This window comes from Arthrobacter sp. Rue61a (assembly GCF_000294695.2).
GTDB classification, from domain to species: domain Bacteria; phylum Actinomycetota; class Actinomycetes; order Actinomycetales; family Micrococcaceae; genus Arthrobacter; species Arthrobacter aurescens_A.
The window spans coordinates 107323-128211 of record NC_018531.1; the positions used below are offsets into that span (position 1 = coordinate 107323).

The window sequence follows — 20889 nt, forward strand, 5'->3', positions numbered from 1 at the left end:
ACGGACAATTCACCCTCGAGCACGCGGGTGAATTGTCCGTAAGTGGGTGTTTCTTGTTGGAGCCAGTCCCTTCGCGAGGAGCTTCGCGTAGAGCTTGGCCGGGTCCTTGGCTGTGGCCCAGTCCCAGCGCACTATTGTGAACCCGAGGGCGCGCAGCCGGTCCTCTCGCTTCTTCTCGGCCAGGACAGCTTCCCGGGCACTCTGACCGCCCAGATATTCGTCCCGCAGGTACTTCGCATCACCATCGAACTCCCCGATAATTCCCTGTTCCCGCCAAAAGAAGTCCGTGCGGCCTATGAAGCCCTCGGTATCGTAAAACTCGATCTGCAATTCCGGGGGAGGAAAACCCAGCAAGAGCATCTGCGCACGACTCAGTGACTCGCCTGCGGATCCGGAATTCTGATTGGCAAACTCAAGAATGTGGTTCACCCGTTGTCTTTTGGCCTCGGAAGACAGGTTCCCGGCGGCCTTTTCCAGCGCTTCTTTGCTGGTAAAGAGCTTCTTGAACCGGGACGCGCTGATGACGTGATCGGCCAGGACGACGCCGTGGCTGAATGAACCTCTGGATATGACATCCACTGCCGTTTGCACCAAGTTGGTGAGCTGCAATCCACGGTGGAAGACGGTCACGGTGTTGTAGTGGTGCCGGTAGATTCCGTATGCACGGATCCTCTCCAGTCCGTTGGTTCCTGACGGCTTCAGGGCGGCCGCGATGGTGCTCGGGCTTCGGGCGCCAGCATGCCCGCGCGACGCGTTGGCAAGGTGGATGTGTGAGGGCACGCCAACTATTTGGAGTCCCCAGAAGAGTGCCGCGGTTTCATAACAGAAATCCACGGATGGGTTCTCCGCGGCCACAGCCCGCGCAGTCGCCCTGTAGCGTTCCCACGGTTTGAGCGCGAGCCAATGCTGTTTGTCCGTGTAGATTCCCCTGCGTACCCTCACGAGTTCGCCCTTTTCGTATCGGCGGCTGAGCTGCCGTGACGCGCCGGTTTCCAGCGCGTAGCGGGCAGCTACGATGAATTCGTTCCCATAGTCCATAAACCACTGTTGCCCCAAGGGGAGGTCACGACTCCGAGGAAAGTCGGCTATGTGGAAAGCAACCAACTTATTCATCCCTCCGCGGACAAATCACCATCGTCCCCGGGGGTGAATTGTCCCGAAGAGGGTGAAAACGGGGGCACTATTCACCATCAGTTAACGCGTAGCTGTGGCGCCGGTCCTAGTTCAGTGTCGGAGGTGTCTGTTCTACTGTAAGCATGACTATTTTGACTGATACTCCAGTTGCTGGCATCGATGACCAGCCGAATAACAACAACAAGCTCATGATCGCCTTGGACGTCGATGGCACACTCGTGGACCATGACGGCCACATGTCCCCGGCTGTTCGCTCCGCTGCGCAGGCGGTGGTGGCCAGCGGCCACGACGTCATGATCGCCACGGGCCGCTCCCTCAACGCCACGCTTCCCATCATCCAGCAGATAGGCCTCGAGCGGGGCTACGCCGTGTGCTGTAACGGTGGTGTGACACTTCGTCTGGATCCCTCGTTGGACAAGGGCTACGAGATTATCCACAAGGCAACCTTCGATCCCGCCCCGGCTCTGAAGGCCCTGCGCGAACGGCTGCCCAACGCAAAGTACGCCTTGGAGGATGAGGACGGAAACTTCCTGTCCACCGAACGCTTTCAGGATGCCAGTTTCGGCGTGGAGTCCATCGGCGTGGACTTCCAGACCATGTTGGATTCCACGGCAGTCCGCGTAGTGGTCTTCAGCAGCGAGAACACTTCGGACGAGTTCAACGAGGCCATCAGGCACATCGGACTTTCCGGCGTGACCTACTCGGTGGGTTGGACCGCATGGCTGGACATCGCAGCCGAGGGCGTCACCAAGGCAAGTGCGTTGGAGGCCTTGCGCCACAAGCTCGGCACGGACCTGGCCAACACGGTGGCAGTGGGTGACGGTCGCAACGACATCGAGATGCTCACTTGGGCTGGCCGAGGCGTTGCTATGGGCCAGGCGCCTGATGAAGTGATCGCAGTTGCGGATGAGGTCACCGCGTCAGTGCTCGACGACGGCGCGGCGCAGGTTCTGCTCAGCGTGCTGTAACTGCCACGCGGCAGAGCGGGGCTGCCTAGACTGGGCCTGTGTTCTACGAAGAGTGCCCGGCGCCACCAATTCTGCAGCCGTTCGTCACCCGGCTGTGGTTTGTTCGCGCGCAGCCTCAGGCCCGGTACGAGAAGATTCTTCCCGGGCCGGAGGCGCACCTGATCCTGAATTTGTCGGACCCCTACCGCCTTATAAGCCCAAGCGAAAGCAGTCCGGCCGGGAGCACTGAGCAGCCCAAGGCCACTGAAGTCTCCACAGGTTTCTATGCTGGACTGCAGCGCAGCTATTTGATCAGCGAAAACCCGGACCAGCTCTTCAACGTGGGTGCCCGCCTGACTCCCTATGGCCTGGCAGCGTTCACCAGCCAGCCGCCGTCGGGGTTTCAGAACCGCGTAGTGGACGCCGAAAGCATCTTCCCGGGCTTCTCGGAACTGCGCTCGCCCCTCACCCGCGCGGAACCTGAGCAGGCGTTCACGGCCCTGAGCACCTTCCTCCAACACCTGCTTAGGCCCGGTTACCGAGCAGATCCCAGAGTGGTGAAGGCAGCCGAAATCCTCGCCCGGGAGGACGTCGAAATCGGCGTGCTGGCGGCCGAGCTAGGTATCAGCACATCCACGCTGGAGCGCATCGTCATGCGTGATTGTGGAACTACGGCCAAAGCTTATTCGGATGTTTGCCGCTTCAACAGGATCGTGAACCAGGCTGCAGCGCTCCCCAAGGGCGCAGTGCCGGGCAGGGACCTGCTGCACTTGGCGGATTACTACGACCAACCGCACCTGATCCGTTCCTTCAGGCGCTTCAGCGGGTTCACGCCGACGGAGTACCTGCAGGTGGTGCAGAGCTACGGAGCGGAATACGCCACGTTTGTCCCGCTGGAGCAAGTGACCGGTTAGCCTGCGGGGTTTTTACAAGACCACGGCCCGGCTCTGACGTACTGTCCATTCAGGAACGGCCCACCCTGGAGGACATCGATGGACATTCAGATCAATTGGCTCGCAGTTCTGTTGGCTGCTCTCGCCACTTTTGTGGTGGGTGGGCTGTGGTATTCGGTGCTCTTCGCCAAACCTTGGCAAAAGGCAGCGGGTGTGAGTGATGAGCAGTTGAAGTCCGGAACGGCGCGTGTGTTTGTGGGTTCGTTTGTTCTTGCTGTGGTGATGGCCGTGTTTCTGGCGGCTTTCATTGGCCGTGGTGGCTTCGCGTTCGGGTCGTTTGCGGGTCTTGCCGCCGGCCTGGGGTGGGTGGCGACTGCACTTGGAGTGAACTACCTGTTCGAGCGCCGCAGCTTGACGCTGTTCGCGATCAACGGCAGTTACAACGTGGTCACCTTCACGGCTATGGGCGCAATCATCGGTGCGATGCAGGGCTGACGCCCGCAACACACAGCTATTTGAAGACGGTTTGGATCGGTCCGCCGCCGGCAGACTCAACAATGGCCTGCGCCACCACCCGCAGCTTGACGTTCCGGTTGCTGGAGGCCTTCTTGATGAGTTCCATCGCGTCCTCCTGGGTGCAGCGGTTTTGCGCGATGATGATTCCTGTGGCGATGTCGATCACGGTCCGCGACTCCATGGCCGCCTTCAGGTTGGCGGCGGTTTGGCTGTGCTGGGCAATCAAAACGGCCAACTGAAGACCCTTGGAAGCCTGTTGAACGTAGTCGTTTGCGCGTTGAACAGCTGCTTGGTCAAAGGCGTTGGGGCGGTCGGAATACAAGTTCAGGCCTGCCCGGGAGGTGTCGTCCGGAAGTGGGAAGGGAACCGCCAAGACAGAGCGAAGGCCGTGGTCGGTGATGGCCTCGTTGTAGTCAGGCCACGTGTTGTCTTTTTCAAAATCGGGGATGTGGACCTGCGTGCCCTCGCGGCAAGCATGGAGACAGGGACCGTCGGCGAACGCGTATTGCACCTCATCCAGTTGCTTTGCGCGTTCGCTGCTGCTGGCCACAGTGCCGGCATTGCGGTGACGCATCAGCGTGATGCCGCAGTAGACCTCGTGGTCTGGGCTGGTGAACATCTCCGATGAGTGCCGGGCCAACTCTTCGAGGAACGCCTCGACGTCAGGCGTGCTGAGCAGCAAGTCCTGAATATCTGACAGCACCGTACTCGGCTCTGCAAGTTGGGGGTCTTCCATGTGGATCTCCGATCCGTGGATATGGCTACCTTTCGAGACTAACCCGGGGCACCCGTTGAAAGCTAATAGTAAGTGTGCTTCTCTTTTTAAGGAGTCTTGCCGTGGGCTCACCCTCTCCTTCGGTCAAAGGATTGAAGCCCCATGCGTCAAACCCGACCTTTCGACGTCCGCACCATGCCCCCTGCAGGCGCTCCTGAAGGCAGCATCCGGCAGAGCTTCCAAGACAGTTTGGTCTTGGATCATCTCAATCTGGCCAAGTCCATTGCCGCCAGATATTCCGCTCATACACATGACCTCGACGACGTCCGGCAGGTTGCGTATATGGGCCTCATCAAGGCGTCGCGCGGCTATGACGAGGCAAAAGGGGTCAGTTTCCCCGCTTACGCCGCACCTACCATCGCCGGAGAGGTCAAGCGCTACCTTCGCGACCATTGCTGGGTGGTGCGCCCACCCCGCACTATCCAAGACGTCCGCCGCCAGGTGCTGGCACGGACGGAGGAAATGACCCAAACGCTGCAACGCACCCCCTCTCCGGAGGAAGTGGCGGAAGACCTAAACCTGGAGCCCTGCCAGGTGCGCGAAGCACTCATGGCCGGTACCAGCAAGCGCCCGGACTCTTTGGATGCTCCGGCATCCGACGGGCGGGACGGTCTCCAAGGATCACTTTCAGCTTTCGGTTGCCCAACAGACCGGCTGGAGGATGTGCTGGCTTTGCGCAACGCTATCCGTGGTCTGAGCGCCGAGGACCGGCATCTGCTCTACCGCCGCTATTACCGCGAAGAAACGCAGTCCACCATTGCCGAGGCACTGGGAATGTCGCAAATGCAGGTATCGCGGAAGCTCTCCAAAATCCTCGTTTCACTCCAAACGCAGCTGCTGGACGAAGAAGCTCAACTGCTGGACGGGACAGCCCCCTGAGAACCGCTTAGCAGCCCAGCCGCTCCACGGCGTCCAGAACATCGCGGACGCTTACCGCCAGGAGCGCGGGATCAGGATCGGTTGAGAACACATCACCGCGGCGGAGTTCGACGGCGGTGAGCACCACGTGCGGCCCTGGAGGCGGTCCCCATTCCTCAGCGGGCGCGGGACCGAACAGCACTACGGACGGACGTTCGTAGGCGGAGGCCAGATGTGCCGCGCCCGTGTCCGCAGAGACTACCAACCGGGCTTCGGCGATGGTGGCCGCGAACTCGGCGAGGCCTTGCTCCCCAGCCAGCAAACCGTCGTCGAGGTTTGCTCCTTTGCGCTTGGCCAAGGCGGCTGTCTCTTCAGCGCGCCCGCGCTCCGACACGCCACCCGTGAGCACCACGTCATGTCCGGCTGCCGCGAGTTCCACGGCGACGTCCGCGAACCGTTCCACCGGCCACAGCCGGCTCCCGTAAGCCGCGCCCACATGGATAACGGTGGCTCGGGGACGCGGTGAGGGGATGGCGGGACGGTTCAGCCGGTAGTCCAGGGGGTCGGCATGGATGCCGTGCCAGTTGAGCAGACGCGTCCAGCGCTCGCGTTCCGGGATTCCAGTGGTCCACTCAGGTCCGTCAGTCCCGGGCGAGCTGTGCGCCACCACCCGGTTGGCCTGCAGTTCCTCAATCCGCATACGGCTCTCGGCCCCGTTTCCGTGCAGGTTCACGGCAATGTCCACAGCTCCTCGCGGGACGGTGAGGGGGTCGTCGAGCCCGGGTGTTGGCAGGTGGTGAATGCCGCCCACCAGCTGCAAAGCCTCTGCGATCCAGGCTGGTGCGGCGTACAGGATCCGGTGCTCGGGGAACGCCCGGCGCAAGCCCCGGAGCGCCGGAACGGCAACCAGCAAGTCGCCCAGTTTCAGGGCGCGCAGGGCAAGCAGCAGGGGTTGATCGTTGTTCTCTTGACTGTCCAAGGCTGTGTCCATGGTGGCCTCCCGCTAGGAGTCTAGCCGCACGAAAGTTCTCACGGCCGCACTGTTTAGCGCCCGGGGAACTGGGGAACGTTGCGGGTATGGGAGGAACCGGAACGTTGAAGGCGGTCCTGTTTGACCGCGATGGAACACTCGTTGTTGACGTGCCCTACAACGGGGATCCGCAGCTGGTGCGGCCCATGGACGGCGCCTTGTCTGCCCTCGAAAAAGTACGTCGGGCAGGGCTGGCCACCGGAGTGGTGACCAACCAGTCGGGCGTGGCGCGTGGGCTGTTGACGTTGGAGCAAATGCACTCCGTCAACCAGCGCGTGGAGCAGGTGCTCGGTCCTTTCGACGTGTGGGAATTCTGTCCGCACGGACCCGATGACCGCTGCCACTGCCGCAAACCTGAGCCTGGAATGATTCTGGCGGCCTGCCTGGCCGTGGGCATCACGCCGGGAGAGGCTGCTTTCGTTGGCGACATCGGTGCTGACATGAAAGCCGCCGCCGCGGCGGGTGCGAGGGCTGTGCTGGTGCCGACCAGTGTCACGCGGCGTGAAGAGATCGAGGCTGCCAGCAGTGTTGCCGAGGATCTGGGCCATGCAGTGGAGCTTCTGCTCTCCGGGGCGCTGGACGAACAGGATGCCCCTGTATGAGCCGGGTTCTGGTAGCCCGGTTGGACAGCATGGGCGACGTCCTCCTTTCGGGACCTGCCTTGCGTGCCGTGGCGAACGGAAGCCGGCCCGATGGCAGCCGCCCCAACGACGTGGTGTTGCTCTGCGGCCCTGAAGGCTCGAGTGCTGCGGAAATGCTGCCCGGGGTCACCCAAGTGCACACGTGGGCGTGCCCGTGGATCGTGAACCCGGCACCGCCCCCGACGCAAGAAACGACCAACGCGCTGATCGACTTTGTCCGCAGTTCCCGAATCGAAGAAGCCGTCATCCTGACGTCCTTCCACCAGTCCCCGCTCCCTCTCGCGCTGCTCCTGCGCTTGGCGGGCGTTCAAAAAATCACGGGCGCATCCACGGACTATGCGGGCTCACTCCTGGACGTCCGGCTCAAGCCTGGCGAAGACTTTCCGGAGGACCAGCCGGAAGTGGTCCGGGCGCTCACCATTGCAGAGGCCGGTGGTTACGTGCTGCCGAATGGCGACGACGGAAAGCTGCGCATCACCTCCGGTCCGGATCCTGAAGGGCTGGCCGAAGGGCTGGCGGATGAAGGCCCATACATTGTGGTCCACCCGGGAGCCGCCGCCCCGGCCCGGGCGTGGCCTGCACTGCACAACGCCGCCACGGTGGAACTCCTTGAAGCGTACGGGCACAGGGTGGTGGTCACTGGAGGCCCGGGCGAAACGTCACTCACGGCAACAGTGGCGGGCCCCTCCGCCCGGAACCTCGGCGGCGGAACGAACCTCCGGACGCTCGCAGCGGTACTTGCGGGAGCCGCCGTCGTGGTCACCGGCAACACCGGCCCCGCCCATCTGGCGGCAGCCGTAGGCACGCCTGTGGTGTGCCTGTTCGCCCCGGTGGTTCCAGCCATCCGTTGGGCACCCTACGGCGTCCCCCTTGAACTGTTGGGAGACCAGGACGCGGCCTGCAAGAACACCCGCGCCCGCGTCTGCCCGGTCCCCGGACATCCTTGCCTGAGCTCGGTAACCCCGGAGCAGGTGGTGGAAGCCGTCGAAAGGCTCTTGGGAGGCGTGTCCTCACTGTCCACTCGACGAAAGGTCTGGAAACCATGAGGATCCTGGTGTGGCACGTCCACGGCGGATGGATGGAAGCATTCGTCCGCGGTCGGCATGAGTACCTGCTTCCAACATCGTCCGACGGCGGCGCCTGGGGCTTGGGGCGAGGTGGCCGTGAGTGGCCTGCCGCCGCGCAGGAAGTGGACCTGGAGAGCCTCGATCCGGGGAGCGTGGACGCAGTGGTCCTGCAACGGCCCGAGGAAATCGCGGCAGTGGCCCGAGCGCTCGGCCGCCGCCCGGGCGTGGACCTTCCGGCTGTCTACCTGGAGCACAACACCCCCAAGGGCGACGTCCCGTTCACGCTCCACCCCTTGGCGGACCAGAGCACCATCCCCGTGGTCCACGTAACGCATTTCAACCAGCTCTTCTGGGACACGGGTACTGCAACCACCACGGTGATCGAGCACGGTATTCCAGACCCGGGACACCTGTACAGCGGTGAGCAGGAAGAGATGGGCGTGGTGGTCAATGAACCTGTCCGGCGTGGACGGGTCACAGGAACGGATCTGCTCCCGGGCTTTGCCGGTGTGGGACCGCTGCGGGTCTTCGGCATGGGGACAGAGGATTTGCGCGAAGCACTGAACCTCAAGAGATCCGGGCTCAGCGAGGAAAGGCTACGCATCGCCGGTGACGTCCCCGCCCCGAAACTCCACCAGGAGCTGGCCCGCTGCCGGCTGTACCTTCATCCTCTGCGCTGGACGTCGCTGGGGTTGGCACTCCTGGAAGCCATGCACCTGGGCATGCCCGTCCTGGCACTGGCCACCACAGAGGCGAGCCGCGCTATTCCGCGGGGTGCAGGCCTGGTCTCCAACGACGTCGACGACCTCCGGAAGTTCGCCCGGCGGTTGCTGGACGACCCCGACGACGCCTACGCCATGGGCATCATCGCCCGCGAGGCCGCGCTGCAACGCTACGGACTGAATAAGTTTCTTGGGGCCTGGGATCAACTCCTGGCCGAACTTCCCAAGGCCACGCGCAGTGGAAGCCGTCCGCAATCAGGCACAGCTTTCGCCCGCCATGACACCGATGCCCGCCATGACACCGATGCCAGCCATGACACCGAGAGGACGTACCCATGAAAGTCTCCATGGTCTCTGAGCACGCCAGTCCGCTGGCGGCCTTGGGAGGCGTCGACGCCGGAGGGCAGAACGTCCACGTCGCCGCACTTTCCTCAAGCCTGGCTGAACGCGGCCATCAGGTCACCGTGTACACACGGCGTGATGACCCGGCCCTACCCGCAAAGGTGCAGGTAAGTCCGGGCCTCACCGTGGTGCACGTGGACGCCGGGCCGGCTCGCCGCATCCCCAAGGATGAGCTGTTGCCGTTCATGGGAGAGCTGGCCGACGGGATCTGCGCGGACTGGGCGGGGCAGCTCCCGGATGTGATGCACGCGCACTTTTGGATGTCCGGGCTCGCTGCCATTCAAGCGTCGCGCCGTGCAGGAGCTAGCGATCCCGTACCAGTGGTCCAAACTTTTCATGCCCTCGGATCGGTGAAACGCAGACACCAAGGCGCCGCGGACACCAGCCCGCCGGCCAGGGCATGGCTGGAACCGTGGGTAGGACGCGCCGCTGACTGGGTCATCGCGACCTGCCCCGACGAGGTCTTCGAACTTAAAGCCTTGGGCATCAGCCGGTCCAAGATCTCCATTGCACCCTGCGGCGTGGACCTCACTCTGTTCCCCGGAACGTCCGACGCCGAACCCAAGTCCCGCACGCATCGCATCCTGAGTGTGGGACGCCTGGTGCAACGCAAGGGCGTGGACCTGATCATCCAGGCCCTGCCGCTGCTGGCCGAGGCGGGCTTCAACGACGTGGAACTGCTGATAGTTGGCGGTTCCGGCGATGCCCTGACGCTTGAAGAAGACCCTGAGGCCCAGAGGCTCCATGCCTTGGCGAAAGAACTCGGCGTCGAGGACAACGTAACCCTGCGTGGTCAGGTACCACGTGACGCGATGCCCGGAATTTTCCGCAGCGCAGACGCCGTGGTCTGCGCCCCTTGGTATGAGCCGTTCGGCATCGTTCCACTCGAGGCGATGGCCTGCGGAGTGCCTGTGGTGGCAGCTGCGGTGGGCGGCCTCCGGGAGACCGTAGTGGACCAGAAGACCGGCCTTCACGTGCCGCCCCGGAACCCGGAAGCCCTCGCGGAGGCACTCGCAAAGCTGCTGGCGGACCCGGGACTTCGATCCGACATGGGTCGTGCCGGCGCCCGTCGGGCCCGCTCCCGCTACGCCTGGGAACGCATAGCCGCGGACACCGAGAAGGCCTACCGATCTGTCCTGGCTGCCGGGCTGTCACGGCAAGCTGACGAAGGGCTGGAACCATTGGAAGGAACGGCGCTGTGACTATCAAAGGCCTTGTGACCCAAGAATCCACGCTCCCGTCGGCGGTCCCGGATACCGTGCCCGCCCGGTGGTCCCCGGACACGAGCAATTCCACCCATCACGCTGAGGTCACCACCCACCTGGACAACGTCCTGCCCGCCCTGGAATCCCTGCGCTCGCAGTCAGGACGCTTATCCGAGTGGGGCACCGAACTCGCCAAGAGGCTGCTGTCCGGCCAACGATTGCTGGCTGCAGGCAATGGCGGCTCAGCGGCGGAGGCGCAGCACCTCACTGCTGAGTTGGTGGGCAGGTTCGATGAAGAACGCGCACCGTTCTCCGCAATCTCGCTCCACGCAGAGTCCTCCGCCCTCACTGCGCTCGCCAACGACTACGGCTACGAGGAAGTCTTCGCCCGGCAGGTAAGGGCCCACGGCCGTGCCGGCGACGTCCTGATTCTCCTCTCCACCAGTGGCCGCAGCCCCAACCTGCTCAAAGCCGTCCGTGCAGCACGGGAACGCGGCATCACCACCTGGGCACTCACGGGCCCAGGCCCCAACCCGCTCGCCGAGGCCTGCGATCAAGCCATCACCGTGGACGCCATCGCCGCGAACGCCCAGGAAGGACACCTCATTGCCGTCCACGCCGTGTGCCGGGCCTTTGACGCCGAGGTGGCCCGGCGCGCAAGCACTCATGGCGGGAGTCAACCATGAGGATCACGGTGGTAGGTGACGTGCTCCTCGACGTCGACATCAACGGGGCCGCCACCCGGCTCAGCCCCGACGCGCCGGTGCCGGTAGTCGACGTCGCGGACATCCGGCGTCGTGCGGGCGGCGCGGGCCTCGTGGCTACCGTCCTCGCGCACGACGGTCACGAGGTCGCGCTGGTCACCGCGTTGGGGAACGACGACGGCGCCAGCCACCTCAGGCGGGCACTGACCGGGGTGTCCGTGCTCGCCGGAGCCCCGCTCGCCCCGACGCCCACCAAGACCCGTGTGCGCATCGGGACACATCCGATGGTTCGCTTCGACGAAGGATGTGCTCCTGCTCCGATCCCGTTAAGCACGGCGGAAATGCTGGCTGCCATTGCTTCTGCTGAGGCGGTTGTTGTGGCCGATTATGGCCGGGGAATCACCACCAACCCGGACATTCGTACCGCGCTCGCAGAAGCAGCCCGCCGCGTCCCTGTGGTGTGGGACCCGCATCCTGCCGGTTCCGAACCCGTGGCGGGAGTCGCCGTCGTGACCCCAAACCTCGCCGAAGCGACTGCATCCGCGACAACCGGCGGGCTGGACCCGTCCCGCACGGGTGCTGAAGAAGCCGGCCGCTACCTGCTCGGGAAGTGGGGCAGTGGTGCAGTTCTGGTGACGAGAGGCGAGGACGGGGCGGTCCTGCTGTCGGCCGGTGGTCGGGCGCAAGGCATCCCCGCACCCAAAACCAACGTCGCCGATCCTTGCGGAGCGGGAGACCGGCTGGCTGGAAGCCTTGCCGTGCACTTGGGGCTCGGGTTGGAACTCGCGCAAGCAGCCACCAAGGCAGTGGAGGATGCGTCGGCCTTCCTGGCAGCTGGCGGAGCGGCGTCGCTGGCGGTGGTGGGTGAGGCGCCAGCGGCGAGCCCCGCCGTCGAACTCAAGGGCCTGGAACTCGTTGACGCCGGAGACCTGAGCCCTGACGGCGTCCACCTAGCTCGCGCAGTGCGGAGCAGAGGAGGCACGGTGGTAGCGACCGGCGGGTGCTTCGACCTCCTCCACGCAGGCCACGCCCGGACGTTGGCCGCGGCACGCAGCATGGGCGATTGCCTCATCGTGTGCCTGAATTCCGATGAATCCGTGCGGCGGCTCAAGGGCGCACACCGGCCAATCGTCAGCGTCGAAGACCGCGCGGAGTTGCTGCTGGCACTCGAATGCGTTGACGCCGTGGTGGTCTTCGGCGAGGACACCCCCGAAGCCTGCCTCAGCGAAATCCGACCCGATGTCTGGGTCAAGGGTGGCGACTACACCCCCCAAGAATTGCCGGAAGCCCGCCTGGTTGCGGGTTGGGGAGGGCGGTGCGTCACCGTGCCCTTCCACCCGGCACGCTCCACCAGCGGGCTGGCGGCAGCACTGGCCAAAGTCAGCTGACAACAAGCAACCATCAACCGAGAGGAACCGCATGAACACGCAAACACCCGGCCGCGTCATCGTCACTGGAGGCGGCTCCGGACTCGGCGCTGCGATCGTGGAAGCCATCCGCGACGCCGGCGGCACACCCTTCGTCTTCGACCGCGACGTCAGCAACGTGTCCGGCGCCAAGGCCTTGGAAGTGGACGTCTCCAACCGCGAAGCCGTGGAAGCAGCCGTCAAAGAGGCCGCGGAGACCCTCGGCGGCCTGGACGGAGTGGTGACGGCGGCAGGCATCGATCGCTGCGGCAAGCTGGGCGACGTACCGGCAGAGGAATGGGAAAAGGTCATCGGAGTGAACCTCCTGGGCACAGTGTCCGTCATCCGTGCGGCCTTGCCGTACCTGAAGGGATCCCGCGGCCGGGCCATCACTATCGCCTCAACGCTCGGCCTCCGGGCGCTGCCCGATGCCACGGCGTACTGCGCCTCGAAGTTCGGCGTGATCGGTTTCAGCCGCGCGCTCGCCGCCGAAACCGGGGGCGTCATCGGCGTCACCACCATCATCCCGGGCGGCATGAAGACGCACTTCTTCGACGACCGCGACGAACAGTACAAGCCGCAGGACGATTCCAAGCTCAACGATCCCGCCAACGTGGCGCAGGCGGTGGTGTTCGCCCTCTCCCAGCCGTTCGGCAGCGAGGTCCGCGAACTCCTTATTTGCCCCGCAGAAGAAGGCTCGTGGCCGTAAGGTCCAGGACGTCCTGAACGACGTCGGCCACGGCGATGCCCCTGATGAGCGTGTCGTCGTGGCCGCAGTGCGGTGCAGTCCATCCCACTTGGGTCACATCCGCTCCGCATGCCGGGCACCGGGTCACCCACGACATATGGACACGGTGCAAGCTCCGCCCCCGCGGGCCGGCATTGAACGCGTTGCCCACCCAATAAATCCCCACCGTCGGCGTCCCCACTGCCTGGGCCAGGTGCCGGGGACCGCTGTCGCTGGCGAGCATCACCGTGGCATCCGCCAGGAGCGCAGCCAAGTCTCCGATGTCCAGTTCCCCAGCCACGGAGCGCACAGCCATCCGGTCCTCTTCCGCGAGTTGGCGAACCGCAAGCTCCTCGACTTCCTGCGTCAGCGCCTTCTCGGAGCTGTCGCCCACTATCAACACCTGCGCTCCTTCGGCTGCTGCTGCGGCCACCGCTTCAGCGAAGTACGACGCCGGCCACCGCCTCCGCGGATCGGTGGCACCAGGGTGAACCACCACCAGCGATCTCCGCTGGGGGTCCCTGAATCCCGCGATGTTCCGGTGGTGTTCCGGCCGCGGGCGCAGGGGAGGCGCAACGATCGGCGGAGCTCCTGCCAGGCCTGCGAGCTCCAGCCAGCGGTCCGGCTCGTTCTGGTAGTAGACATAGTCCAGGTTCCGTTCCAACCGCTCAGCGTCCCTGGTGCGCGTGCCCACGGAATGCCGTGCACCCAGGCGGAGCAGGAAAGGGTTGGAGAAACGCCCTCCGCCGTGCATCTGCAACGCGACATCGAACTTCTTGGCGCGCATGGCCTCGAAAAAGGCCTCTTGCTCCGCCACGTCCTCCGCATCATCCTCGAAGCGCTCCCCGTTTCGGGGGCCATCGTGGACGCCCTGCGCAACGGGCAGCATCTGGACGTCGTCAACCGGACCGTCCATCGCAGCCACCACGGCCGCATGGACCGGAGTTCCCAGAAGCGTGATGGTGGCATCGGGGTACGCGTTCTTCAACGCAGTGAGGGCGGGATAGGTGTAGATCAGGTCTCCCAAACCGCCGCCCCTGAGGACCGCGATTCGCTTGACGTCATTGAACTTTTCCAGCACGGGGCCAACGCCGGGGCTCGGATTCGTCAGCGGTTTCTCCATGGATGATTCCTTTCGCTGCCAATGCTGCGGTCTGGCTCTTCCGTAGCTCCGAGGCCGCAGTGATTCCGGGCGGAAACTCCCGGGTTCGGCGTGTGAAGCCCGTGCCGCGGGGTACCTGAGGGGAACAGGAAACTGTAAGCCCAACCGGAAGGTACCCCATGGCACGCCTATCCAATCAAGAAGGCCTGGCCAATCAAGAAGGCTTGGCTGACTGGTTGCCAGGTCGCTTGGCCGAGGAACGTCCTGTGGTGACGGTCATCGGAGATTCCATCCTGGATGGCTGGTGGGATGGAACCATTGACCGGTTCTGCCGCGAAGCCCCGGCCCCCGTGGTCCAGGTCCAGCGCCGCGACTTCGCCCCGGGAGGTGCCGCCAATACGGCGATGAACCTCGCCGCGATGGGGGCGGACGTTCGTTTCGTTTCACTGGTGGGGCAGGACTCCGGAGGCCATAAGCTCCTTGAGCAGCTCAGCTCGGCGGGAGTGGACGTATCTCACGTCGTCGCCCATGAGGATATGACCACCACCACCAAATTCCGCGTGAGCAGCGGCGGGCAGGTGATGCTGCGTTTGGACGACGCCGCCACGGAGGTCCCCGCTGATGGCCTCCGCCAGATGGCCGCTGCCATCCCCGAAGCACTCCGAACCTCGTCAGCCGTGGTTCTCTGCGACTACGGAGCGGGAGCTTTGGACGGGGCGGTGCGGGACGCAATTTTCCATCACCTGGGTCCCGGAAACGACGGCCCGGATTCCGTGGAGGCCCGCTCTTCCAATGCCCGGCAGGACACCCTGCTAGTAGTGGACGCCCACTATCCAGGACGCTGGGCACAGCTCAGGCCTGACCTCTCTACCCCCAATGCGCAGGAAGCCGCCAGGTTGCTCGGGACGGAGTTCCCCGGAGGGGCTGCCAGGTGTCCCTTCGTGGAAGCACACGCGGACCAGCTCCTGCGCGCCTCAGGTGCGGCCGCCGTCGTCGTGACTTTGGACCGGGAAGGGACCTTGACGATCCGGCGTAACGACACCTCGCAGAAGCCGGCAACCCACCGGACCTGGGCGCGGCCCCAGGCGGAGAAGCAGGCCTCGGGCGCCGGCGACACTTTCGTGGCCGCGTTGACGATCGCCCGGGCCGCGGGATTGCCGCTGACCACCAGCGTGAACCTGGCTCAGGCGGCAGCCGATGTCGTCGTCCATCGGCCAGGTACCTCCGTTTGCACCACTGAAGAACTGGCAAAGCACCTGCGGGGGTTCGCCGATACTGCACTGACGGATGAAGAGTTGGCCCGGCAGGTGGATGAGCACCGCCGGGAAGGCAAACGGATTGTGCTGACCAACGGGTGCTTCGATGTCCTCCACCGCGGCCATACGCGGTACCTCAACCAAGCCAAGCAATTGGGTGACGTGTTGGTGGTCGCGCTGAACAGCGATTCCTCCGTGCGGAAACTCAAGGGCCCGGACCGGCCGGTCAACCACGAGGCCGACCGCGCGGCAGTCATCGCCGCACTGAGCTGCGTGGACCATGTCACGGTTTTCGATACCCCGACTCCCATACCGCTCATAGATCTCCTGCGGCCGGATGTCTATGCCAAAGGCGGCGATTACACACCGGAGATGCTCCAGGAAACCGAAGCCGTGGAACGCTACGGCGGCACCGTGACCATCCTGGATTACGTGCCCGAACACTCCACCACAGCGGTATTGGAACGCATCCGTTCCACGGGCGAAACCCCGCAGAGCTGAGGAAGCAGACATGCGTATTGTGATCATCGGTGCAACAGGACACGGCGGTACGGAGCTGCTGAAACGGCTCCAGAGGGCACGTTCGGAAGAGGGCGCGGACTTGGAGCTGGTGGGTGTCGTCCGGCGGCAACCTGATCAGGATGCCGCCCCGTATCACGGAGTGGATTGGCACACCCTGGACATCAGCGCCGCTGAGGATCAACCCGCCCTGGAAGAAGCTTTGGCAGGCGCCGATGCGCTGGTTCATCTGGCGTGGCTGATCCAGCCGAACCACAACCGGGAGATGCTCCGCCGGACCAATGTGGCCGGGACAGCCCACGTGCTGGCCGCCGCCCGCAAGGCCGGAGTGGGGCACATCGTGTGCGCATCATCCGTTGGAGCGTACTCGCCGGCTCCCAAGGACCAACGGACCAAGGAAGGGTGGCCAACGGGTGGCATCCGCAGTTCGCATTACAGCGCGGACAAGGCGGCACAGGAAAGGCTCCTGGACGGTTTCGCCAAGGAGAACCCGGATATTGTGGTGGCCCGGCTGCGCCCCGCGCTGATGTTCAGCGCAGGCGGCGGCAGTGAGGTTGGCCGCTACTTCCTGGGACGGGTTTTGCCTCGCCTGGTTCCGCGTAAGCCGTGGCTGCCGCTGCTTGCCATCCCCAAGGAGATGGTGTTCCAGGCCGTCCACACTGCTGACGTCGCTGATGCCTACTGGCGTGTGTTGGAGCGCAGAGCGGAAGGTGCTTACAACATCGCCGCCGAGCCGGTCATCGACCCCAACGCCTTGGCGTGGATTTTCAACGCCCGGCGGGTGATGCCGTTCCCGCTTCCGGTGCTGCGCGCCGTCGTCGAGGTCAGTTGGCGACTCCGGCTGCAGGTGACCGACGGTGGTTGGGTGGACATGGCGGCCAACGCGCCCATCATGGATACAGCCCGGGCGCACACTCTTTTGGGCTGGTCGCCCAAGCATTCGTCGTTGGAGTCGCTGGCGGAAATGCTGGACGGGATCGGCGCGGGCAAGGGCCGGAAGGGCTCGCCGCCGCTGACGCCGCGCTAGCCTTTACTCGGCCGACAACACCACGGTAAGAATACGGCGCAGGCTCATGGCGACTGACGCTGGTGCATTTACAGAGGACTGATCGGCTGCGGCCTCTGCCACTGCGTTGCTGAGCGCCGTGATGCTGTCCTTAGCTCGCGCCAAGCGATTGGCCAGCTCACCGTTCTCGGCGTCGCGCCAATGATCAATCACGGCCGCGGTCGCCTCCAGGGCCTCGGAAAGGTTGCCCACCACGGCATCCGGGATCACCGTGCCCGCGTCTTTTTCCCAGATGGCGCTGGCCAGGACATCGGTGATGTCCTGGACGTGGAAGGTGAGGCGTTCAAGGGTCCGCAAACCAGCGAGGTCGCCGGGAAGGCGGGTTGCACGACGGCGGGACCGGGGATTTGCTTTGGCGCTCAGCTCAGCTTGGTGCACCGCCGTCCGCACAGCTGCCGCGGTGAGTGAGAGTTCGTCGCTGCGGCTTGCCCAGGCCTCATGATTGGGCGGCCAGGACTCCTCCATTGCTCGGGCCATGTCCTTGAGTTGCCGGGACAAAGCTTCCTGATGACCTGCGATGGCGGGATCGATGTCCTCCAGGTGCAGGGGCGGGAAGACCAGCCAGTTCACAGCGAAGCCTACGGCCACGCCCAGGGCCATCTGCAGAACGTACGCAAAAGAGAATCCCTCAGCGTTGGAGTCTCCCAGCACCAGCACGAACAGTGCGGCCATGGGAATCCACTCGGACGCCGTCCCTAGCCGGGGAAGTCCGCCTATGAGGACGCCGAGCCCCACCACCACCGCAACAGCCAGGGCAGTCGGGGCGGCCACGGTGGTGATGGCGAAGGCCATCCCGATGCCTAGGACCAGTCCGGCCAGGCTTTGCAGCCCATGTTTGGCGGAATCCGCCACAGTGGGGTGCATGCTGACCAAGGCGCCCAGTGGGGCGTAATACGGATACTCGGCGGCAGACCCGGGCATGAAGGGCGCCAAATACCAGGCCAGTCCCGCTGCGACTGCTGTTTTCGCAGCGAAGAGGAGGCGGTGGCGTGTGATGGTTTTTCGAAGCGCGGGAATCAGCCGTCGCCTTAAGGGCATTTGGCTCATCAACCCAACGTTGGCAGGTCTGGCTCCACCTGTCGAGCGGAGAAAGCCGAAAGTGGGCTACAGCATCTTTTGGAAATTGTGGTGATTAGAACCTTGGTTAGCGGGTACACACCCATTGATAGTAACGATACTTACTATCCCGGCTGCTGTCCGCAGCCTGCCAACTGTGGAAAGAGAGCGATAATGACTGAGAGCAAATCGCCGCAGGACGGAAGCTTCGCGGCGCCAAACACCGGTGCCCATGCAGGCACCGAACCGTTCACGGGAAACTACCTGGACTCGGCCGATGTTGAGACTCAAACTGCTGGAACCACCGGAATCAGTGGAACTCCCGCTGGTTCGGGAACCGGTTCCGACAGCTCCGGCAAGGTGGATACCGCCAAGGAAGAAGCTGCGGGTGTAGCAGGCGCCGTAAGTGACGCCGCGGGCGGAGTCGTGGACACCGCCAAGACCGAGGCCGGACACGTGGCCCACGAAGTCAAGGTAAATGCCCGCCAACTGCTGACGCAGACCAAGGGTGAGCTGAGCGAACAGGCCCAGGCCCAACAGCAGCGTGTTGCCGAAGGTTTGCGGTCCATTTCCGACGAACTTTCCACCATGGCCAACTCGACTGAAAACGGTGGTGTTGCCACGGACTTGGTCCAGCAGGCAGCCCAGCGCTCCTCCTCCGTTGCCCAGTGGTTGGAAGGCCGGGATCCCGGCTCGCTGCTGGATGAAGTCAAGGGCTTCGCACGCCGCAAGCCAGGAACCTTCCTGCTGCTGGCTGCCGGCGCCGGTGTACTCGCCGGCCGTCTTGGCCGGGGCATGGCAGGCAATGCCTCCGACGCGGCCTCCGCAAGCGGAACGCCCGCCACCACGGAGACGCCTCGCGCCGTTTACTACCCGACCCAGGGCGGCGCGGTAACTCCTCCGGCAGTGGACCTCCCCGGACCGACGGCAACCACCGCCGGATACGGTTCGGCCACCACCACCGGCTACGACGCAGGCACCACGGGTGGCTACGACGGGTCCACCCTTCCTTACCCGGAGACCGAGGCCGGTGGCGTTAAGGCCCAAGGCGACCCGCTGGCAGGACCGCTCGATCCCGATGACCCCCAGTATGGAGGTCACCGATGAGCAGTCCCGCCGATTTGCCTCCCACAGAAGCCCACGTGAAGGCGGAGACCCTTCCCCTCGGTGAGCTCCTGAGCGACCTGACGCGCGACGTTTCCACGTTGATGCGCCAGGAAGTGGAGCTGGCCAAGGCGGAGCTGAAGGAGTCCGCCACCAAGGCCGGCAAGGGCGCGGGAATGCTTGGCGGAGCTGCATACGCCGGCCACATCACCGTGCTGTTCCTGTCCATTGCCCTTTGGTGGGCTTTGGGTCAGCTTGTTGGCTTGGGATGGTCCGCCGTTATTGTCGCGGTCATCTGGGGCATCGTTGCAGCAGTTTTGGCAGCCAAGGGCCGCAAGGAACTCAACACCATCAAGGGCATGCCGCAGACCGCCGAGACGGTCAAAGAAATACCCCCCGCTTTGAAACCGAACACTGAGGAGACACGATGACGCAGAACCCCGACGCCCTGCGCGCCGATATCGAAGAAACTCGCCGGCGGCTCAGTACCAACGTTGATGCCGTGGCGGACAAGGTCACGCCCTCGCACATCGTCAATCGCAGGGTGGACAAGATCAAGACCGCTGTGTTCGGCGCCCGCGACGACGTCAGCGATGCTGCAGGGAACGCTGCGCACCGTGCCGGGGACGCTGTTTCCGGCGTGGCCAGCAACGTTTCCGGCGCCGTCTCGGACCTGGGCGATGCCCCGCAGGTGATCACGCGGAAGGCCCAAGGCAGCCCGATCGCCGCAGGCCTGATCGCGTTCGGCGCCGGCTTGCTGGTGTCCTCGCTGTTCCCGGCCTCGGAAAAGGAGCGCGAAGCTGCCCAGGCCGTCAAGGAAGCAGCCCAGCCCCTGACCGACGAGCTGAGCCATGCGGCCCAAGAAGTCGCTGAGCACCTGCGCGAGCCTGCCCAGGATGCGATGCAGAACGTCAAGGACAGCGCCACGGAAGCCGCAGCCAACGTCAAGGACGAGGGCCAGGCAGCCGCCGCCGACGTCCAGGACCGGGCACAGACGGCCAAGGATAACGTCAGCAACCAGTAAGTTGGCCGTTTTACACAACTGACTCGCAGTTGTGGTTGTTTTGGAGCCCCATAACAACCACAACTGCGAGTCAGTTGCTGTTTCAGCGAACTTCGAGAATCATCTGCAGCAAGCGGGCTGCAGCAGGACGGGCCGCGTGTTCCTCGGACCATTGCGCCCGTGCCAAGGCTTTGCTCACGGCCTGGGTGGTGATGCCGAGTTCCTGGGCGACCGCTTTCTGCTGGCCCCGGACGCCGGGCGTGAGCAGGTCCAGTACCCGCCATTCCGCCGTGCTCCGGTGTTGCACGATGTGTCCGAGGAGCCGCAGCACGGCCTCGGCCTCCGAAGCAAGGGCTGTCAGGGGGCCGTCCACTGCGACCGGGACACGTTCCTTGCCGTTCCGCAGCCTGTCGACTGCCCGGCGGGCATATACGAGGCCATGCCCCGAAGCGTCCTTGACCAAGTTGGGTAGGGGCTCATTAATTGGTCCCACGCCGATTCCCACGTACCACTGGCCGGTCCGGAGCGCGATCAGGGCTGTCTCCACGGCTTGGTGGCTGCATTCGACAATGCCTTGCACTTCATCCTCAACCGAGCGGTCAAAGTCGAGCCGCGCAGGAATGTGCCGCAGGTCCTTGAGCAGCTGCGGCACAAGATCGCCGTCGCGGCGGCTGTCGCGTTGGTTGATGGTGAGAGTGAACATAGTGGATCACATGCTACCGGCTGGTAGCGGGTCTGCAAGGGCAAAATTCCCCT

Annotated in this window: 22 protein-coding genes; 16 read left to right on the forward strand and 6 right to left on the reverse strand. The window is 64.4% G+C overall.

Annotated features, from left to right (window positions below):
* Nucleotides 1-9: 9 nt before the first annotated feature.
* A complete protein-coding gene (locus tag ARUE_RS00525; RefSeq protein WP_014920348.1) occupies nt 10-1038 on the reverse strand; it encodes a hypothetical protein in 1029 nt (342 codons plus the stop codon).
* Nucleotides 1039-1256: 218 nt separating this feature from the next.
* Here ARUE_RS00525 and ARUE_RS00530 point away from each other — a divergent pair, with 218 nt between their 5' ends.
* From ARUE_RS00530 to ARUE_RS00540, 3 genes are all read left to right on the forward strand, one after another.
* Nucleotides 1257-2102, forward strand: coding sequence for a Cof-type HAD-IIB family hydrolase (locus ARUE_RS00530; RefSeq protein ID WP_014920349.1), 846 nt, complete (start codon nt 1257-1259; stop codon nt 2100-2102).
* 38 nt (nt 2103-2140) lie between these two features.
* On the forward strand, nt 2141-2995 hold the full coding sequence (locus ARUE_RS00535; protein ID WP_014920350.1) for a helix-turn-helix domain-containing protein: 855 nt from the start codon (nt 2141-2143) through the stop codon (nt 2993-2995).
* Between the two features lie 78 nt (nt 2996-3073).
* Nucleotides 3074-3469: a DUF1761 domain-containing protein gene (locus ARUE_RS00540; RefSeq protein ID WP_011772884.1), complete on the forward strand. Its 396-nt coding sequence runs from the start codon at nt 3074-3076 to the stop codon at nt 3467-3469.
* Between the two features lie 16 nt (nt 3470-3485).
* On the opposite strand, the gene ARUE_RS00545 is transcribed toward ARUE_RS00540, so the two are convergent.
* Nucleotides 3486-4226, reverse strand: coding sequence for a GAF and ANTAR domain-containing protein (locus ARUE_RS00545; protein WP_014920351.1), 741 nt, complete (start codon nt 4224-4226; stop codon nt 3486-3488).
* A gap of 141 nt (nt 4227-4367) precedes the next feature.
* Between ARUE_RS00545 and ARUE_RS00550 the strand changes: the two genes are divergently transcribed.
* The gene (locus ARUE_RS00550) at nt 4368-5144 is read left to right on the forward strand and encodes a sigma-70 family RNA polymerase sigma factor (RefSeq protein WP_014920352.1); all 777 of its coding nucleotides are present in this window, start codon (nt 4368-4370) and stop codon (nt 5142-5144) included.
* A gap of 7 nt (nt 5145-5151) precedes the next feature.
* On the opposite strand, the gene ARUE_RS00555 is transcribed toward ARUE_RS00550, so the two are convergent.
* Nucleotides 5152-6114, reverse strand: coding sequence for a glycosyltransferase family 9 protein (locus ARUE_RS00555; RefSeq protein WP_014920353.1), 963 nt, complete (start codon nt 6112-6114; stop codon nt 5152-5154).
* A gap of 86 nt (nt 6115-6200) precedes the next feature.
* Between ARUE_RS00555 and ARUE_RS00560 the strand changes: the two genes are divergently transcribed.
* Genes ARUE_RS00560 through ARUE_RS00590 form a run of 7 tightly spaced genes read left to right on the forward strand, consistent with a single transcriptional unit; the run spans nt 6201 to nt 13009 of the window.
* On the forward strand, nt 6201-6755 hold the full coding sequence (locus ARUE_RS00560; protein ID WP_014920354.1) for a D-glycero-alpha-D-manno-heptose-1,7-bisphosphate 7-phosphatase: 555 nt from the start codon (nt 6201-6203) through the stop codon (nt 6753-6755).
* Nucleotides 6752-7840 carry a glycosyltransferase family 9 protein gene (locus tag ARUE_RS00565; protein WP_014920355.1) on the forward strand — a complete coding sequence of 363 codons (1089 nt, stop codon included), beginning with the start codon at nt 6752-6754 and terminating at the stop codon, nt 7838-7840. The genes ARUE_RS00560 and ARUE_RS00565 overlap by 4 nt, the downstream gene beginning before the upstream one ends.
* Entirely contained in the window at nt 7837-8922 is a 1086-nt protein-coding gene (locus ARUE_RS00570) for a glycosyltransferase (RefSeq protein ID WP_014920356.1), read from the forward strand. The genes ARUE_RS00565 and ARUE_RS00570 overlap by 4 nt, the downstream gene beginning before the upstream one ends.
* Nucleotides 8919-10187, forward strand: a complete 1269-nt coding sequence (locus ARUE_RS00575) for a glycosyltransferase (RefSeq protein ID WP_014920357.1) — start codon at nt 8919-8921, stop codon at nt 10185-10187. The genes ARUE_RS00570 and ARUE_RS00575 overlap by 4 nt, the downstream gene beginning before the upstream one ends.
* A gap of 56 nt (nt 10188-10243) precedes the next feature.
* On the forward strand, nt 10244-10876 hold the full coding sequence (locus ARUE_RS00580; protein WP_286140392.1) for a D-sedoheptulose-7-phosphate isomerase: 633 nt from the start codon (nt 10244-10246) through the stop codon (nt 10874-10876).
* Nucleotides 10873-12282 (forward strand): PfkB family carbohydrate kinase, encoded by a 1410-nt coding sequence (locus ARUE_RS00585; protein ID WP_014920359.1) that lies wholly within the window; start codon nt 10873-10875, stop codon nt 12280-12282. Before ARUE_RS00580 ends, ARUE_RS00585 begins: the two co-directional genes overlap by 4 nt.
* Nucleotides 12283-12313: 31 nt before the next feature.
* Nucleotides 12314-13009, forward strand: coding sequence for an SDR family oxidoreductase (locus ARUE_RS00590; RefSeq protein ID WP_011772894.1), 696 nt, complete (start codon nt 12314-12316; stop codon nt 13007-13009).
* Here the strand turns inward: ARUE_RS00590 and ARUE_RS00595 are convergent.
* Nucleotides 12975-14150 carry a glycosyltransferase family 9 protein gene (locus ARUE_RS00595; protein ID WP_051024878.1) on the reverse strand — a complete coding sequence of 392 codons (1176 nt, stop codon included), beginning with the start codon at nt 14148-14150 and terminating at the stop codon, nt 12975-12977. The two genes, ARUE_RS00590 and ARUE_RS00595, sit on opposite strands and share 35 nt — an antisense overlap.
* Nucleotides 14151-14308: 158 nt before the next feature.
* Between ARUE_RS00595 and rfaE2 the strand changes: the two genes are divergently transcribed.
* Both rfaE2 and ARUE_RS00605 read left to right on the forward strand, forming a co-directional pair.
* Nucleotides 14309-15886 carry a D-glycero-beta-D-manno-heptose 1-phosphate adenylyltransferase gene (rfaE2, locus tag ARUE_RS00600; protein WP_014920361.1) on the forward strand — a complete coding sequence of 526 codons (1578 nt, stop codon included), beginning with the start codon at nt 14309-14311 and terminating at the stop codon, nt 15884-15886.
* Between the two features lie 10 nt (nt 15887-15896).
* A complete protein-coding gene (locus tag ARUE_RS00605; RefSeq protein ID WP_043469579.1) occupies nt 15897-16931 on the forward strand; it encodes an NAD-dependent epimerase/dehydratase family protein in 1035 nt (344 codons plus the stop codon).
* Nucleotides 16932-16934: 3 nt separating this feature from the next.
* On the opposite strand, the gene ARUE_RS00610 is transcribed toward ARUE_RS00605, so the two are convergent.
* Nucleotides 16935-18017: an FUSC family protein gene (locus tag ARUE_RS00610; protein WP_238324457.1), complete on the reverse strand. Its 1083-nt coding sequence runs from the start codon at nt 18015-18017 to the stop codon at nt 16935-16937.
* A gap of 183 nt (nt 18018-18200) precedes the next feature.
* On the opposite strand from ARUE_RS00610, the gene ARUE_RS00615 reads away from it, so the two are divergent.
* From ARUE_RS00615 to ARUE_RS00625, 3 genes are read left to right on the forward strand one after another with little or no spacing between them, the layout of a single operon-like run.
* Nucleotides 18201-19133 carry a hypothetical protein gene (locus tag ARUE_RS00615; protein ID WP_238324459.1) on the forward strand — a complete coding sequence of 311 codons (933 nt, stop codon included), beginning with the start codon at nt 18201-18203 and terminating at the stop codon, nt 19131-19133.
* On the forward strand, nt 19130-19561 hold the full coding sequence (locus ARUE_RS00620; protein ID WP_011772900.1) for a phage holin family protein: 432 nt from the start codon (nt 19130-19132) through the stop codon (nt 19559-19561). The genes ARUE_RS00615 and ARUE_RS00620 overlap by 4 nt, the downstream gene beginning before the upstream one ends.
* A complete protein-coding gene (locus tag ARUE_RS00625; protein WP_011772901.1) occupies nt 19558-20154 on the forward strand; it encodes a DUF3618 domain-containing protein in 597 nt (198 codons plus the stop codon). Before ARUE_RS00620 ends, ARUE_RS00625 begins: the two co-directional genes overlap by 4 nt.
* Nucleotides 20155-20236: 82 nt before the next feature.
* Here ARUE_RS00625 and ARUE_RS00630 read toward each other — a convergent pair whose 3' ends face one another.
* Nucleotides 20237-20836, reverse strand: a complete 600-nt coding sequence (locus tag ARUE_RS00630; protein ID WP_011772902.1) for a hypothetical protein — start codon at nt 20834-20836, stop codon at nt 20237-20239.
* Between the last annotated feature and the right edge of the window lie 53 nt (nt 20837-20889).